The 17,893-nt window shown below is 42.9% G+C and carries 4 protein-coding genes; all 4 read right to left on the reverse strand.

The features are described from left to right. Window positions 1–5,183 (reverse strand): AAA family ATPase (locus QUB70_RS26720; RefSeq protein ID WP_332984514.1); only part of this gene is annotated, 5,183 nt, incomplete at its 3' end. Between the two features lie 71 nt (window positions 5,184–5,254). Further along, on the reverse strand, window positions 5,255–10,672 hold the full coding sequence (locus QUB70_RS26725) for a trifunctional serine/threonine-protein kinase/ATP-binding protein/sensor histidine kinase (protein WP_332984515.1): 5,418 nt from the start codon (window positions 10,670–10,672) through the stop codon (window positions 5,255–5,257). Between the two features lie 71 nt (window positions 10,673–10,743). Next, window positions 10,744–16,293 (reverse strand): trifunctional serine/threonine-protein kinase/ATP-binding protein/sensor histidine kinase, encoded by a 5,550-nt coding sequence (locus QUB70_RS26730; RefSeq protein ID WP_332984516.1) that lies wholly within the window; start codon window positions 16,291–16,293, stop codon window positions 10,744–10,746. Window positions 16,294–16,345: 52 nt separating this feature from the next. After that, window positions 16,346–17,893, reverse strand: a 1,548-nt coding sequence (locus QUB70_RS26735; RefSeq protein ID WP_332984518.1) for a GAF domain-containing sensor histidine kinase, incomplete at its 5' end; no start/stop codon positions are given.

Consider the following 17,893-nt stretch of genomic DNA (forward strand, 5'->3'; position numbering starts at 1 on the left):
TCTTGGACAGCACCAACGTTGCCAATAATACAGCCGACGGGATTGTTGATTTCGTGGGCAACTCCGGCGACTAAGTTCCCCAAGGCTGACATTTTTTCACTTTGAACTATTTGGAGTTGGGCTTGCTGCAAATTGTTCAAGGCATTTTCTAATGCAAGCGATTTCTGCTTTAGGGCAATTTCTGCAACTTTGCGATCGCTAATATCCAAAAATAATCCATCCCAAACCATAGAGCCATCGGCAAATCTTTGGATTTGAGATTCCCCATGAATCCACTTGATAATTCCTGATGGGGTAACAATTCGCCCTTCCCATTGCCAGGGAGATTCGGTTTGAATGGCGTGAGTTTCGGACTGTAGAAAACTTGCGATGTCATCTGGATGCACCATCTTGTCGAAAAACTGCCAATTAGACATAGCTTGCTCTGGGGTAATTTCCAGCAAGTTGTAACAATTTGCACTAATGTAGCTCAACGACATAACCCCATCGGCACTCATGCTATATTGATAAACTACCCCAGGCACATTGTTTACCAAGTTATGGAAGCGAGAGTTACTCGCACTCAATGAGTTCAGTGATTCCTCTAGCTGTTGAGCATAATGCTGCGATCGCTCATAAAGTTGGGCATTTTCTAGAGAAATTGCCGCTTGAGCACAGAGTAAATTTAGCAGTTCCACGCGATCGCTCGTAAATGCCCCCGTTGCTAAATTATTTTCTAGATATAAAATGCCCATCAATTTACCTTGATGCAAAATCGGGCTACATAAAATACTTTTGGGTTGCTGGCTCACAACATAGGGATCGTTAGCTAAGATCGGATCAACACTGGCATTGATTAGCACCACAGTCTGCCTATTATTCTTGACTTTGTAAATCAGCTTTAGGGGAATATCCTGACTCTCCTCAACGGTCAGGCTCTGCAACACCACCGGCTCCATCCCCACGGTCATTGATCCTTTAATGAGCAGGCATTCGTCTTGCAAGAGCATTAACACACACTTATTCGCCCCTGCATTTTCAATGACAATCGAAAGCAAGGTTGAAAGCAGTTTGGACAGTTCAATCTCACCAGAGATGCTTTGAAATGCTTTGAGAATGGTCGCTAAATCTAAAGCAACGGAGACACTACTACTGCTAGAACTGGCGGTACTGGTAGAGGTGACAGTCCCTAAAGTAAAGATAGTTTCCTGAGTTGAGAGGGGAGAACGGGTTTGTTGGAGGATAGGAGCAAGTAATTGGGGATAGCGTTTTTCTAAGTCGGCGACTTTAGCTTTAGCTCCCCAACGAGCATAACAATAATAGGCTTGGGTCATATAGTCTTGAGCAATTCGTTCTTTGCCCCAGTTGAGGTAGAATTTAGCAGCCAGTTCGTTGGCTAGGGCTTCTTCGTTAATATATTCGTTGGCTTTGGCTCCAGATATGGCGCGATCGTAGCAATCCCCTGCTTCGGCTTTCTGTCCTAACACTCGATATTTTTCAGCCTCGATTAAGTCAACCTTATGTTGGTGATTCATCGGGGCATTCTGCGCCCAGCGATGCAGAATTCTTTCATGGCTTGCTGCTCGCTCAAGTATTTCGGCTTTCTGAGGTTCTGGCTGGGTGGGGTAGAGTGCTAGGTACGTTAGGGCAGCATAAAAATGGAAAGTAGGAACTTGAATCGTTCCCGATATTGTTATCAAACAGGGCTTGATGGGGGCGATGTAGTCGAGGGCAGCCTGATAATTGCCAAAGTAGTAAGCAAGCAGCAGTTTGTAGACGTAGGCACAGGCGATCGCCATGAAATCTTTATTCTGGTTGTGCTTCGGCAGCATCACCGTTTCATCGTAGCTAGTCCCAATTAAGCGATCAGGTTGGTTTACCGGTTCCCTCAAATGCTCCACCGTTTGCCGCACCATGTCTAAATAAATCTGCGCTGAATTTTGTTTCACCTGGGCGAGGTTAGCACTGTAAGCAATCAATTCATATTCCAATGTGTCTAGGTCTACACCTGCGTAAAGCGCAGTAGCGGCATAGCCCACGATCGCATAACCAGCATTGAGAAAATCACCTGTCTCCATGCCTGTGCTGTAGCTTTCTTTTAGCATCGGTATCATTGCCCTGAGTGCTTGCTGGTGATGGTGGATGAAAGTCCCAAACAGACTGAGGGTGATGGACTTCATTGCCTTAATATTAAATCGCTCCAGCAATGAGAGTGCTAAGGAGCCAAACCTAGAGCCTGTTTCAACTTCGCCCAAAAAAGCACACAGTACCATGCCATGAATCACATAACCAACTGTCGAAGTGGGTGCATTACCAAACTGGATGGATAACCTCACCATCGTTGCACTCAACGGAGGCAATAATCCGGGCATTCCTTGTACTATTGGGGCAAACAAGCTGCCTAACAGTTGCATCGCAGCAAGAGCAACGGGATCGCTCATCACAGGCAAGTCAATCAACCCGGCAATTTCTCTACCCTGGAGTTGCCCCTTTAGGTCTTGGAGGGCTTTGCCGATTTGGGCTTCATCGGTTGCATCCGGTAAATTTACCCCTAATTGACTCAGTGCTTCTTTACCCACTGCGATCGCTGCCAACATCTGACTTTGGGATGTTTGTGCAGCGATTTGAATTTCGTAAATTTTCACTTTGTCAAAAATCGTCTGCGCCTGCTGCAATACCACTGTAGCTTGCTGTTCCATATCCTCAAAGTCACCATTCAAATAGCTGGCTTCCGTTGCTGCCACATGGAGATTCAAGGCTAATTCGTACTCTGTTTTCCAGCGGTCTGGTTGTAATAGCTCAATCCCTGTTTTTAGATAACCCCTTGCGGCGGCGTAGGCTGTGGAATTTTTCGCCTTACCTCCAGCGTTCAAATTCAGTTGCGCTAAGGCTTCTCGTTCCTGCGGTTGTGTGATTAATTCAAGGCCTTCATTTAAATGTCTAACAATATCAAACAGTTTTTCTTCTTGCTCTACTTGCGAACAACTATCCAGTAGTAACTGTCCAATTTTGAGATGGGTTACTTGTTTTTGTGCTTCTGGAATCAAGGAATAAGCAGCTTGTTGGACGCGATCGTGCAAGAATTTGTAGGTAGCGGTTTGAGACTCTTGAGACGTAACAGCAAGATTGTCTTGCTCTACATAAAACTTATAAATTTCACCTTGAGGTAAAATCAACCCTTCTTGCAATGCTTTCCACAAATTGGCTGCTGTTTCTACTTCTGAATTTTCCGAAACAATTGCTAATGTTCCTAAATCAAACTGATTGCCAATACAAGCTGCTAGCTTGAGAATATTCTGAGTCGCTAATGGTAATTTCTCTAACTGCAACGCCATGAATTCGACGACATCATCTGTCAAGGCTTGTTCCTTGACTCCAACAATATCACATTGCCAACAGCCTAAATCTAAGTTAAATTGAATCAAATTATCTTCGTATAAGGCTTTGAGAAATTGGGTGGCAAAAAAGGGATTTCCTTGAGTTTTCTGAAAAACTAATTGGGAAAGAGCTAAAGCCAAATTTTCTGTATTTTTGAGAGTATCTGCGACGAATTGATTGATTGTCTCTTGACTCAATGGTGCCAAGGTAATGGTATTAATTATTGCTTGTGCTTTTTCAATTTCACTCAAAGTTAGCATTAATGAATGTCCGAGGTAAACTTCGTTATCCCGATAAGCACCAATTAATAACAGATGAGTAGTATTCACCATTAATAACTGAATTAACTTCAGTGATGCCGAATCTGCCCATTGCAAATCATCTAAAAACATGACTAAGGGATGTTCGGCACTGGTAAAGACTTGAGTGAATTTTTGGAATAATAAATTAAACCGATTTTGAGCTGCTGTTCCTGATAGTTCTGGTGTTGGGGGTTGTTCTCCAATGATTTTCGCTAATTCGGGAATGATTTCAACGAGTATCTGCCCATTTTCGCCCACAGCCTCTAAAATTTTGTTTTTCCATTGCTGGATTTGAGCATCACTTTCTGTTAATATCTGCCCGATTAAATCTTGAAAAGCCTGCACAAATGCACTTAGGGGAATATTACGATTAAATTGGTCGTATTTCCCTTTGATAAAATAACCCCGTTGCCGCATGATGGGTTTGTGAACTTCATTAACCACTGCTGTTTTACCAATGCCCGAAAATCCAGCAACTAGCATCATTTCCGTTGCCCCTTCACTAACTCTATCAAAGGCTTGGAGTAAGGTTTCTACTTCGGTTTCTCGCCCGTAGAGTTTATCGGGGATGAGGAAGCGATCGCACAGATCCCTTTGTGCAATCTCAAAACTCTGAATTTCACCAGTTTCTTGAAGTTGAGTTAAACATTTCTCGAAATCATATTTCAACCCTAAAGCACTTTGATATCTATCTTCAGCATTTTTAGCCATCAGTTTCATGACGATATCACAAAGGACTTGGGGAATAGGAAAAGCAACCTCACCCGCCAACCGCCGACTGTTGGGGTGAGGTTGATTCATATTTGGTGATTGTTTTGCAATATGAGAATGTACCAACTCCATCGGGTCATTTGATTGAAATGGTAAAACTCCAGTGAGTAATTCGTAGAATGTCACAGCCAGAGAATAAAAATCAGTCCGGTAGTCAATCCCCCGATTCATTCTTCCTGTTTGTTCTGGAGATATATAAGCGAGTGTGCCTTCTAAGACATTGGGATTAAGGAGGGTTTGAGTTTCCCGTGGTAATAAAGAGGCAATACTGAAGTCAATTAATTTAACTTGTTTGGTTTCGGGGTTAATTAAAATATTGGCGGGTTTGATGTCTTTATGAATAATTCGCTCTCGATAGAGAATATCTAAGGCATTGCAGAGGGCGATCGCGATCGCTAAAAACTCCTGCAATGATTGTAGATTTCCGCTCATTACCCATTGTTTCAGAGAAATCCCCCCAAAGTCTTCCATGACTAAGGCATAGCCATTTTGATAGGGCTCCAGGCTATAGGTCTGAATAATTCCAGGTTGATGAAGGTTTTTGGAAATGCTATACTGGTTGCGAAACTGCACCAGTTCGCTGAAAGTTGGATACTCATTTTTCAGCAATTTGATGACGACAGGTAGTCGATCTTTTGTACGAAGGGCTCGGTATACTACGGTTCGACTTCCTGAATAAACAGTCTCAACAATTTGATAGTGGGGAATTTGATGGGTTGTCATTAGGTTGTGGTGTGTGGAGGAGTTATTCATTGTTATTATTGGCGGAAAGCTAATGACGGGTTTGTTGAAGGAGTCTGAATATCAGGGAAAAGTTAATCTGTTTATCTTCCCTGAAGGGGTAAAGTGATGATAAATTCTGTTCCTGCTCCCAGTATAGAATTAACATTCAGGGAACCGCCATGTTTTTCTACGACAATTTGCCGCGCGATCGCTAGTCCTAACCCCGTACCTTTGCCAACGGCTTTTGTAGTAAATAAATGGTCAAATATCTTTGTTTTTACCTCCTCACTCATCCCCTTACCATTATCAGTGATGGCAATTTTTACCTGTTCATTTTCGAGCGATGTTTGAATGGTTATACAGTTAGGATTCGCTTTAACTTCTGCAAAACTTAGACCGATATTTGATTCTTCTAAAGCATCGATCGCATTAGCAAGAATATTCATAAATACCTGATTTAATTGACCGGGAAAGCAATTAATCGCCGGGATATTACCATATTTGGTGACAACTTCAATGGCGGGACGAGTATCCGACGCCTTGAGGCGATGGCGTAAAATTAAGATGGTGCTATCAATCCCTTCATACAGGTTGAATAACTGCTTTTGGTCGCTATCGGCACGGGAGAAAGTGCGGAGACTCTTGCTGATAGACGTGATGCGATCGCCCCCATCTTTCATCGCTCTGATTAACTTGGGTAAATCGTCCCGTAAATATTCTAGGTCGATTGTCTCTAATTCCTCTGCAATGGTGGGGCTGGGTTGCGGGAGTTCCTCTTGATAGAGGTCAATCAGCCCAAAGAGGTCATTGATGGAATCTTGGACAGCACCAACGTTGCCAATAATACAGCCGATGGGATTGTTGATTTCGTGGGCAACTCCGGCGACTAAGTTACCTAGTGCAGACATTTTTTCACTTTGGACTATTTGTAATTGGGCGTTTTGCAAGTCGGTGAGAGTCTGCTGGACTTGATTGTAAAGTCGCGCATTTTCTAGAGAAATAGCCACTTGAGTGCAGAGAAAGTCGAGAATAATGATGCGATCGCTGGTAAACACACCACTGGTTAAGCGATTGTTGAGATACAAAATACCGACCAAATTTCCTTGATTGAGAACGGGTAAACACAGCACACTTTTAGGCTGCTGTAGTGTCAAATAATCCCCAATTACGGGTAAATCGGTTTCTAGATCGTCAATCACCACGACTTTGTGAGTGTTTTTGACATATTGAATCAGTTTGACGGGGAGATTGGGGTTGTTTTCCAGGGGTTCGGAGTAGAGTAGAGTTTCGGTGGGTGTGGCGATCGCCCGCACTTCCCAGACTTTATTCTCATTAGGTAAGATTAAGGCACAGCGATCGCCCCCGGAATTTTGCAGAATAATTTGGGTCAGTTGCTGGAGCAGATCCTCTAACTGAATCGTCCTCGCAAGTGCTTGGGAGGCTTGGAGAATGGCAGCCAAATCGAGGGTTGTATTGATGCTGGAACTGCTAGAACTTTTGCGGGTGTTGGAGTGAAGGGAATAGCCGGGAGATGCGATCGTTGTTAGTGTGCCTAACATTGTCACCAAGGGTTCAGACTGCTGTAAAATTGGGCGGAGCAAGTCTGGATACCGAGTTTCCAGGTCATTAGTTTTGCCCTTAGCTCCCCAGCGAACATAGCAGTAATAGGCTTCCTGCATATAACCTGCGGCAACTTTCTCTTTACCCCAGTTGAGATAGAATTTGGCTGCTAGTTCGTTTGCTAAAGCTTCTTCGTTAATATATTCGTTGGCTTTTGCTCCAAAAATGGCGCGATCGTAGCAATCCCCTGCTTCATAATTTTTGCCTAACACCCGACATTTTTCTGCTGCTACCAAATCAACCTTATGCTGATAATTCATCGGGGCATTCTGCGCCAAGCGATGCAAAATTGTTTCATGGCTTGCTGCTTGCTCAAGTATTTCGGCTTGCTGGGGTTCTGGCTGGGTGGAGTAGAGTGCTAGGTGTGTTAGGGCGGCATAAAAATGGAAAATGGGAACGTGAGCCGCTCCCGATATTGCCATCAAACATGGCTTGATTTGGGCGATGTAGTCGAGGGCAGCCGGATAATTGCCAAAGTAGTAGGCCATGATCAGTTTGTAGAGGTAGGTCATGGCGATTATCGAGAAATTGTTATTCTGGTGGTGCTTTGGCAGCATCACTGTTTCATCGTAGCTAGTCCCAATTAAGCGATCGGGTTGGTTCACCGTTTCTCTCAAATGCTGTATCGCTTGACGTGTCATGTCTAAATAAATCTGTGCTGAATTCTGTTTCACCTGGGCGAAGTTAGCACTGTAAGCAATCAATTCATAGCCCAATGTGTCTAGGTCTACACCTGAGTAAAGCGCAATATTGCCATAACACGCGATCCCATAACCAGCAAAGAGAAAATCACCTGTCTCCATGCCTGTGCTGTAGCTTTCTTTGAGCATCGGTATCGTTGCCCTGAGTGCTTGCTGGTGATGTTGGATGAAAATCCCAAACAGACTGAGGGTGATGGACTTCATTGCCTTAATATTAAATCGCTCCAGCAATGAAAGAGCTAATTTACCAAACCCATAGCCTGCTTCAATTTCGCCCAAAAAAGCACACAGTACTAGGCCATGAATCACATAACCAACTGTCGAAGTGGGTGCATTACCAAACTGGATAGACAACCTCACCATCGCCGCACTCAACAGAGGCAATAATCCGGGCATTCCTTGGATTATAGGGGCAAACAAGGTGCCTAACAGTTGCATCGCAGCAAGAGTAACGGGATCGCTCATCACAGGCAAATCAATCAACTCGCTAATTTCTCTTCCCCGGAGTTGGCTGCCAATATCTTGTAAGGCTTTACCAATCTTGGCTTCGTCTACTTCCGTGGCGAGTTCGACTCCCAATTGGGCTAGGGCGTTTCTTCCCACTGCGATCGCTTCTAATATTTGGTTTTGGGATGTTTGTGCAGCGATTTGAATTTCGTAAATTTTCACTTTGTCAAAAATTGTCTGCGCCTGCTGCAATACTAATGCAGCAAGATGTTCCATGCCGTCAAAATCACCATTCAAATAGCTGGCTTCCGTTGCTGCCACATGGAGGTTGAAGGCTAATTCGTACTCTGTTTTCCAGCAGTCTGGTTGTAATAGCTCAATCCCTATTTTTAGATAACCCCTTGCGGCGGCGTAGGCTGTGGAATTTTTCGCCTTACCTCCAGCTTTCAAATTCAGTTGTGCTAATTCTGTCCGTTCCGACGGTTGAATCATCAGATATTTGCCAATATTAAGATGATTGACAATATCAAACAGTTTCTCTTCCTTTGTACTCGGTGACGCATCTTGCAGCAAAAGTTGCCCAATTTGCAGATGGGTAATTTGTTTTTGGTCATCGGGAATCAGGGAATAAGCAGCTTGTTGGACGCGATCGTGCAAAAACTTATAATTGAGCGTTTCAGTTTGTGTGTTTTGGGTTGTATCCAATTCGCCCACATAAAACTTATAAATTTCACTTTGGGGGAGAATAAGTCCTTCTTGCAAAGCTTTCCAGAGGGCAACGGCGGCATCCGATTCAGATTGTTGGGAGACGATCGCTAGCGTATTTAAATCAAACTGTGCGCCAATACAAGCAGCTAATTTGAGAATATCTTGGGTATAATTCGGCAGTTTTTGTAACTGTGATGCCATAAATTCCACGACATCATCAGTGACTGCTAAGGCTCTGACTTGAGCAATATCGCACTGCCAATGTCCCAGGGTGCGATCAAACTGAATCAATCCATCTTGATACAATGCTTTGAGGAACTGGGTGGCAAAAAAGGGATTGCCTTTTGTTTTCAAGGAAATCAATTCTGTCAAGGTTTGAGCGCTCAAAATATGGCAGTTGAGCGTGTCAGCAACTAGCTGGTTTAAGCTACCCTGACTGAGGGAACCCAAAGTAATGGTATTGATGGTAGCGTTAGCTTTGGCTACAGCATCTAAGGTCAACATTAAGGGATGCGCCGGTGAAACTTCATTATCTCGGTAAGCCCCGATCATCAATAAATAGTGACTTTCCGACTCATTCATCAAAAGTTGTATCAAATTGAGTGAGGCAGAATCAGCCCACTGTAAATCATCCAGAAACATCACTAAAGGATGTTCAATAGTAGTGAAGACTTGAATGAACTTTTGGAACAGTAAATTAAATCTATTTTGTGCCGCCGTTCCTGATAATTCTGTCGCAGGTGCTTGCTTACCAATGATGCGTTCTAATTCGGGAATCACCTCAATAATTACCTGTCCATTGTCACCTAGCGCCTGAAGAATCTGATTTTTCCAGATGTGTAATTCGCGATCGCTTTCACTAAGCAACTGCCCCATTAAATCGCGGAAGGCTTGCACAACCGCAGAGAAGGGAATATTGCGATTGAATTGGTCAAATTTACCTTTGATAAAATAACCGCGTTGCCGCACAATGGGTTTATGAACTTCGTTGACAATAGCTGTTTTTCCAATTCCCGAAAACCCAGCTACCAGCATCATTTCTGTTGCACCTTGGCTAACACGTTCAAACGCTTGGAGTAGGGTTGATACTTCGGCTTCTCTTCCATAGAGTTTGTCGGGGATGAGGAAGCGATCGCACACATCCCTTGTCCCAATCTCGAAACTCCGAATTTCACCAGTTTCTTGAATTTGAGTTAAACATTTCTCTAAATCATATTTTAATCCTAAAGCACTTTGATATCTGTCTTCAGCATTTTTAGCCATCAATTTCATCACGATATCACAAAGTATTTGGGGAATCTCTTCTCTGTTCCCTAAAAGTGGTGGAAGTTTAGCAATATGAGAATGTACCAACTCCATTGGATCGTTTGACGCAAAAGGTAACTCTCCTGTAAGTAACTCGTAGAATGTTACACCCAAAGAATAGAAGTCAGTCCGGTAGTCAATCCCCCGGTTCATTCTTCCTGTTTGTTCTGGAGATATATAAGCGAGTGTGCCTTCTAAGACATTGGGATTGATTAGTGTCTGCGTTTCTCGTGGGAGTAAGGAGGCGATACTAAAGTCGATTAGTTTAATTTCTTTGGTTTCAGGATTAATTAAGATATTGGCGGGTTTAATATCTTTGTGAATGATGCGCTCGCGATAGAGTATATCTAAGGTGTTGCACAGTGCGATCGCAACTTCTAAAAATTCCCCCAATGAGAGTATATTTACCTTTTTTACTGCCCATTGTTTCAGAGAAATCCCCCCAAAGTCTTCCATGACTAAGGCATAGCCATTTTGATAGGGCTCCAGGCTATAGGTCTGAATAATTCCAGGTTGATGAAGGTTTTTGGAAATGGTATACTGATTGCGAAACTGTACCAGTTCGCTGAAAGTTGGATACTCATTTTTCAGCAGTTTGATGACGACAGGTAGTCGCTCTTCGGTACGAAGAGCTCGGTAGACTACGGTTCGACTTCCTGAATAAACGGTTTCGACAATTTGATAGTTGGGAATTTGATGGGTTGTCGTTAGGTTGTGGGTTGTGGAGGAGTTATTCATGGTTATTATTGGCGGAATTTTAATAACGGGTTTGTTGAATGAGTCTGAATGTCAGGGAAAAGTTAATCTGTTTATCTTCCCTGAAGGGGTAAAGTGATGATAAATTCTGTTCCCGATCCCAGTATAGAATTAACATTCAGGAAACCGCCATGTTTTTCTACGACAATTTGACGCGCGATCGCTAGTCCTAACCCCGTACCTTTGCCAACGGCTTTTGTAGTAAATAAATGGTCAAATATCTTTTGTTTGATTTCTTCACTCATCCCTTTACCATTATCAGCGATCGCAATTTTGACTCGATCGTTTTCTAGAGAAGTTGTAATGGTAATTCGGTTAGGCTTAGCTTTAATTTCTTGATAGCTACGTCCGTGATTTGATTCTTCCAACGCATCGATCGCATTAGCAAGAATATTCATAAATACCTGATTTAACTGACCGGGAAAACACTCAATTTTAGGTAAATTTCCATAGTTAGTAATGACTTCAATGGCCGGACGTTGCTCGTTAGCTTTCAATCGATGTTTGAGAATCAAAATCGTGCTGTCAATGCCTTCATGGAGATGAAACGGGACTTTATAATCTTTGTCAGCACGGGAAAAAGTGCGGAGGGAAGTGCTGATGTTGCGGAGGCGATCGCAGGCCATCCCCATTGAATTAATTATTTTTGGTAAGTCTTCTAAGGTATAATCTAAATCAATTTCTGACGCATGGTCTTTAATTTCATCGCTCGATTTTGGGAAAGTTTCTTGATACAATCTCAAGTGTTCGATCAGCTCAGTAAAAGTAGGTTTAGCTTCTTCAAGACTCGCAGAAATAAAGCCGAGAGGATTATTCATTTCGTGTGCTACACCTGCTACTAAGTTGCCCAGGGCCGACATTTTTTCACTTTGGACAATTTGTAATTGGGCTTGTTGTAAATCAACTAAGGCAAGTTTCGCTTGTTGATAAAGTCGAGCATTCTCTAGAGATATGGCTGCTTGTGAAGCGAGTAGGTTGATAACTTGCAAGCGTTCTTCAGTAAATACCCCGCTTGTCACTCGATTTTCTAAATAAAGAATTCCCACCAAATGTCGTTGATTAATAATCGGAGTACAACAAACACTTTGGGGTTGATGTTCGAGCATATATTGCCCAATTAGACCAGGAATATCTGTGAGTAATTTATCTACAATAACTGTTTGTTTCGTGTTTTTTACGTAATGGATAATTTTGAGCGGGATATCGGGACAGCTATCGATTGATTGTGGTTCAAGAATAGTTTGGATATCAATCTCTTGATGAATAAAGGTAATGGCTTTGACTTGCCAAGTCTGTTCTTGAGGAAGAATCAGTGCAACTTTTTTTGCCCCAGAGTTTTCCAGGATAATCCGGGTGAGGCTGGCAATGAGTGAGTCTAATTCTAGAGAACTGGAAATAGCTTGAGCCGCTTTCAGGACAGAAGTAAAATCTAGGACATCGGAAATACTCGTATTGCCAGTGCTATGCGTGCAAGTGGATGAGGAAGTCCCATGAAAGCCAATAGTTTCTCTTGGGTTGAGGTTGAGTCTTTGCTGTTGCAAGATGGGTTGGAGTAATTGAGGATAGGTTTTTTCGAGGTGATTAACTTTTGCTTTCGCTCCCCATCGAGCGTAGCAGTAATAAGCCTCTTGCATATAACCTGCGGCAAATTTGTCTTTACCCCAATTGAGGTAGAATTTGGCTGCTAATTCATTTGCTAAAGCCTCATCGTTGGTAAATTGATTATCTTTAGCCAGACTTATGGCTCGGTCGTAACATTCAATAGCTCCGATTTTATCGCCCAAAACCCAATGCTTTTCAGCCTCAATTAAATACCATTTATGCAAATAATTCATTGGTGCGCCTTGCGCCAACTTGTGTATCGTGGTTTGATGAGTTTCTGCCGCAGCAAGAGTTTCGGCTTGCTCAGTTTCTGGCTGAGTGGGAAAGACTGCCAAATACGTCAGGGCGGCATAAAAGTGAAAAACGGGATATAGAATCATGCCTGATACAGACATCAAATAGGGCTTGGCTTGGACAACGTAGTCTAAAGCAGCCGCATAATTACCCCATAGAGATGCCAGTGCTAATTTGAATATGTAAGCAGAAGCAAGGGCAGTAAATTCCTTACCCTGTTGGTGCTTAGGCAACATTATTGTTTCATTGTAGGCAGTACCAATTAAAACATCCGGCTGACTGACGGTGTTCCTCATATTCTCGATCGCTTGATGTTTCGTATCTAGATAAACCTGAGCAGAATATTGTTTCACCTGCGCCATCATCGAACTATAACTTGCCACTTCAACGTCTAGGGCATCTAGATCTGCCCCCATGAAAAAGCCAGTGTTAATATAAATACAAGCACTATACCCTCCATTGAGAAAGTCGCCAGTTTCTATCCCGGCAAGGTAGCCCTCTTTTAGCGTCATTGCGGAGGACTGGAAAGATTCCCGGCGATGCTGAATAGAAGTCCCAAACCAAAATAGAGTGAGGCACTTAAACTTTCGTGAATTGAAACGATTAAGCAAGCTCAGTGCCAAGTTGCCAAAGTCATAGCCCGTCTCAACCTTCCCCAAAAAAGCACATAACACCATCCCGTGCATCATATACCCCATTGTTGAAGCCGGGGCATTCCCAAACTGGAGCGACAAACTTACCATTGTCCCAGCCACGAGAGGCAACAAACTTGGCATTCCCTGAAATATGGTGGCAAATAACGTGCCTAACAGTTGGATAGCTGCTAGAGATGTGGGGTTACGCATGACAGGCAGATCGATCAACGTGGCGATTTGTCTGCCTTGAAGCTGGCTGGTAAGGTTCTGGAGCGCTTCGTTTATCTTGGTCGGATCGGGTTCGCTGGGGAGTTCAACCCCCAATTGCGAGAGAGCCTCTCTGCCAATGGCAATGGCTTTGAGCATCTGCATCTGGGCTGTCTGGGCGAAGATTTGAATTTCGTAAATCTTAATTTTGTCTAAAATCGTCCTTGCTTGCTGCAATACTGATGCTGCCAGATGTTCCATACCTTCAAAGTCACCATTCAAGTAGGCAACTTCGGTAGCTGCAACATAGAGATTTAGTGTCAATTCATACTGCGATTGCCAGCAATCTGGCTCCAGCAACTCCATGCCTGTCGTGCAATAGGCGATCGCCGCACCATAAGCCGTTGACAATTTTGCTTTGCATCCAGCAGCTAGATTGAGTTGTGCTAATTCTGTGAGTTGCGATCGCTCAGCAATCAGGGATTTGCCAATATTGAGATGATTGACAATATCAAAGAGTTTATCTTCTCTTGTGGTCGGTGACGTATCTTGCAACAAAAGCTGCCCGATTCTCAGATGGGTGGCTTGTTTTTGGTCATCGGGAATTAGGGAATAGGCGGCTTGTTGTACTCGGTCATGTAAAAATTTGTATGTAACAGTCTCTTGATTTTCTTGACTAACTGCAAGACCATCTTGCCCAACATAAAACTTATAAACATTACCAATCGGTAAAATCAACCCTTCTTGCAACACTTTCCATAAATCCGCCGCCGTTTCTACCTCGGAGTGTTCTGAAACGATTGCCAAAGTTACTAAATCAAACTGATTGCCAATACAAGCGGCTAACTTGAGGATGTTCTGGGTTGCTAAGGGTAATTTCTCTAACTGCAACGCCATGAATTCAACTACATCATCTGTAACCGCTTGCTGGTTAATTTGTGCAATATCGCATTGCCACCCCCCTTCACTTCCCCCCGAAGTTTGGGGAGATAAAAGGAGAGTGGAGTAAAGAGAGGGGTAGTTAAATTTAATTAATTTTTCTTGATGTAACGCTTTCAGAAATTGCGTGGCAAAAAACGGATTTCCTTGAGTCTTTCGCTCCACCAATTGAGAAAGAGGTAAGGCTAAAGTTTCTGGACATTTCAGTGTATCAGCTACTAAGTGATTGATTTGCTCTTGACTCAGGGGTGCTAGAGTAATTGTATTAATCGTTGCTTGGATTTTTTGCATCTCACTCAAAGCCAACATTAATGGATGTACCGGGTTGACTTCATTATCACGATAGGCACCAATTAACAAAAGATAACTTGTATCAGCCATTAATATCTGCATTAAGTTCAGAGATGCCGAATCGGCCCATTGTAAGTCATCTAAAAATATGACTAAGGGATGTTCAGGACTGGTAAAGACCTGGGTGAATCTTTGAAATAATAAATTAAAGCGATTTTGGGCGGCGGTTCCTGATAATTCAAGGACGGGTAGCTGCGAGCCAATTATTCTTTCGAGTTCGGGGATAACTTCAATAATTACTTGTCCGTTTTCTCCAACAGCATCTAAAATCTTGTTTTTCCATTGGTGAATTTGTGCATCGCTTTCGGTTAACAATTGTCCCATTAAATCGCGGAATGCTTGCACAAAAGCATTTAAGGGAATATTGCGATTGAATTGGTCAAATTTCCCTTTAATAAAATAACCCCGTTGGCGGACGATGGGTTTATGAATTTCGTTGACAACTGCGGTTTTACCAATCCCAGAAAAGCCTGTGACTAGCATCATTTCTACCCCCCTTTGTCTCCCCTTACTAAGGGGGGAAAGAGGCGGGTTGTCCCCTTGGGGGGATGAAAGAGGGGTGGCAACGCGCTCGAAGGCTTCTAATAGGGTTTTAACTTCGTTTTCTCGTCCATATAATTTATCAGGAATGATGAAGCGATCGCTTAAGTCTCTCTGTGCAATTGGAAAATCTTCAATCTTTCCTGTTTCCTGCCATTGAACGAGACATTTTTCTAAGTCATATTTGATTCCCAAGGTACTCTGATAGCGGTCTTCGGCATTTTTTGCCATGAGTTTCACGATCAGATCGCAGAGAACTTGAGGAATCTCTTTTCCTTTGCCAATTTCCCTTAAATTTGGTGGTTGTTTAGCAATATGGCAATGCACCAACTCCATCGGATCGTCAGACTGAAATGGGAGTTCTCCGGTGAGTAATTCATACCAGGCAATCCCTAATGAGTAATAGTCACTGCGATAATCTATCCCTCGATTCATGCGTCCAGTTTGCTCTGGAGAAAGGTATGCTAGGGTTCCTTCTAAGGCATTAATACTCTGAATTTGCTGGGTTTCTCTTGGCAGCAGCGTCGAGATGGAGAAGTCAATTAATTTAACTTGCTTTGTCTCGGGGTGAATGAGGATATTGGCAGGCTTAATATCCTTATGAATGACTCGCTGTTGATGTATGTAGTGGAGGATTTCTATCAATGACAAAGCTATGGGAAAAAACTGGTCTAATGTCAGTGGTTTTTCCTGAGTAAATTGTTGCAAGGAAATGCCGCCAAAGTCTTCCATTACCAAGGCATAGCCGTTGCGCTCTGGTTCCAAGCTGTAGGGTTTGACAATGCCGGTAATGTCTAAATTTTTGGTAATACTATACTGATTGCGAAACTGCACCAGTTCGCTAAAAGTAGGATATTGCCGTTTCATCAGTTTGATGATTACAGGTAATTGATTATCCCTACGCACTGCCCGGTAAACTAATGTTCGACTCCCGGAATAAATTGTTTGGGTGATTTGATAGTTGGGGATTTGAACAGTTATGTTCGTGTTGCCGTCCATCTGTGGGCTGTTTTTGTCAGAGTTATTGATTGCCATAGTTTTGCTTGGTGAGTAATTTAATAAATTTGTTTGAATGCACCGACCAAAGTTAACTTTTTTTCTCTGCTTGATTGGGTAAGGTGATGATAAATTCTGTTCCCTCTCCTAGTATAGAATTAACTTGAATTGAACCGCCATGTTTTTCGACGACAATTTGCCGGGCGATCGCTAATCCCAGCCCCGTCCCTTTCCCCACAGCTTTTGTGGTAAATAAATGGTCAAATATCTTTTGTTTAATTTCTTCTGTCATGCCTTTACCATTATCAGCGATCGCAATTTTAACGAGATTATGTTCGATGGATGTTGTAATGGTAATGCGGTTAGGATTAGCTTTGATTTCTTGATAGCTGCGTCCGTGATTTGATTCTTCTAAGGCATCGATCGCATTCGCCAGAATATTCATAAATACCTGATTCAACTGTCCGGGAAAACAATTAATTGCCGGAATCTTTCCATAGTTGGTAATCACTTCGATTTCGGGACGAGTATCCTTTGCTTTGAATCTATGGCGTAAAATCAAGATGGTGCTATCAATCCCTTCGTGGAGATTGAAGCTTTGTTTTTGGTCGCTATCGGCACGGGAGAAAGTACGGAGACTCTTACTGATGCTGGTGATGCGATCGCCACCATCTTTCATCGCTTTAATTAACTTGGGTAAATCATCCCGTAAATATTCCAGGTCGATTGTCTCTAATTCTTCTTCAATCTCATTCCCCGGTTGGGGGAATTTCTCGTTGTAGAGGTCAATCAACCCAAATAGGTCATTGATGGAATCTTGGACAGCACCAACGTTGCCAATAATACAGCCGATGGGATTGTTGATTTCGTGGGCAACTCCGGCAACTAAGTTACCTAGCGCCGACATTTTTTCACTTTGGACTATTTGTAATTGAGCATTTTGCAAGTCGGTGAGAGTCTGCTGGACTTGATTGTAAAGTCGGGCATTTTCTAGGGAGATTGCTACTTGGGTAGAGAGAAATTTAATGATGGTGAGGCGATCGCTAGTAAACACACCACTGGTAAAGCGATTGTTGAGATACAAAATACCAGTCAAATGTCCTTGATTGAGAAGGGGTAAACACAGGACACTTTTCGGCTGATGTAGTCTCAAATAATCATCAATTACAGGTAAATCGGTTTTTAAATTATCAATTACGACAATTTGTTGAGTGTTTTTGACATATTGAATCAGTTTGACGGGGAGATTGGGGTTGTTTTCTAGGGGTTCGGAGCAGAGTTCGGTGGCGCTTGGTGTGGCGATCGCTCGCACTTCCCAAACTTGATTTTCATTGGGTAAGATTAAGGCACAGCGATCGCCCCCGGAATTTTTCAAAATAACTTGGGTCAGTTGATGTAGCAATTCATTGAGTTGAATCGTTCCCGCAAGGCTTTGGGAGGCTTTGAGAATGGCGGCAAAGTCGAGAGCATTGTTGATGCTGATGCTAGAAGAAGAAAGGCTGGAAATAGTAGATGAGGGGAGAGAAACATTAGAAGTGACCATGCTTGTCAAGGTTTCCAGCACGTTGAGAGGTTGGGCAGCAGATTCGAGAATGGGACGCAATAAGTGAGGATAGCGGGTTTCTAAGTCATCAGTCTT

The organism is Microcoleus sp. A003_D6 (assembly GCF_036702825.1).
GTDB lineage: Bacteria > Cyanobacteriota > Cyanobacteriia > Cyanobacteriales > Microcoleaceae > Microcoleus.

What these genes read in the sequence shown, in the direction of transcription:
- QUB70_RS26725 (WP_332984515.1), bottom strand. Translation starts at nt 10,672, where the DNA reads ATGAATAACTCCTCCACAACCCACAACCTAACGACAACCCATCAAATT.
- QUB70_RS26730 (WP_332984516.1), bottom strand. Translation starts at nt 16,293, where the DNA reads ATGGCAATCAATAACTCTGACAAAAACAGCCCACAGATGGACGGCAAC.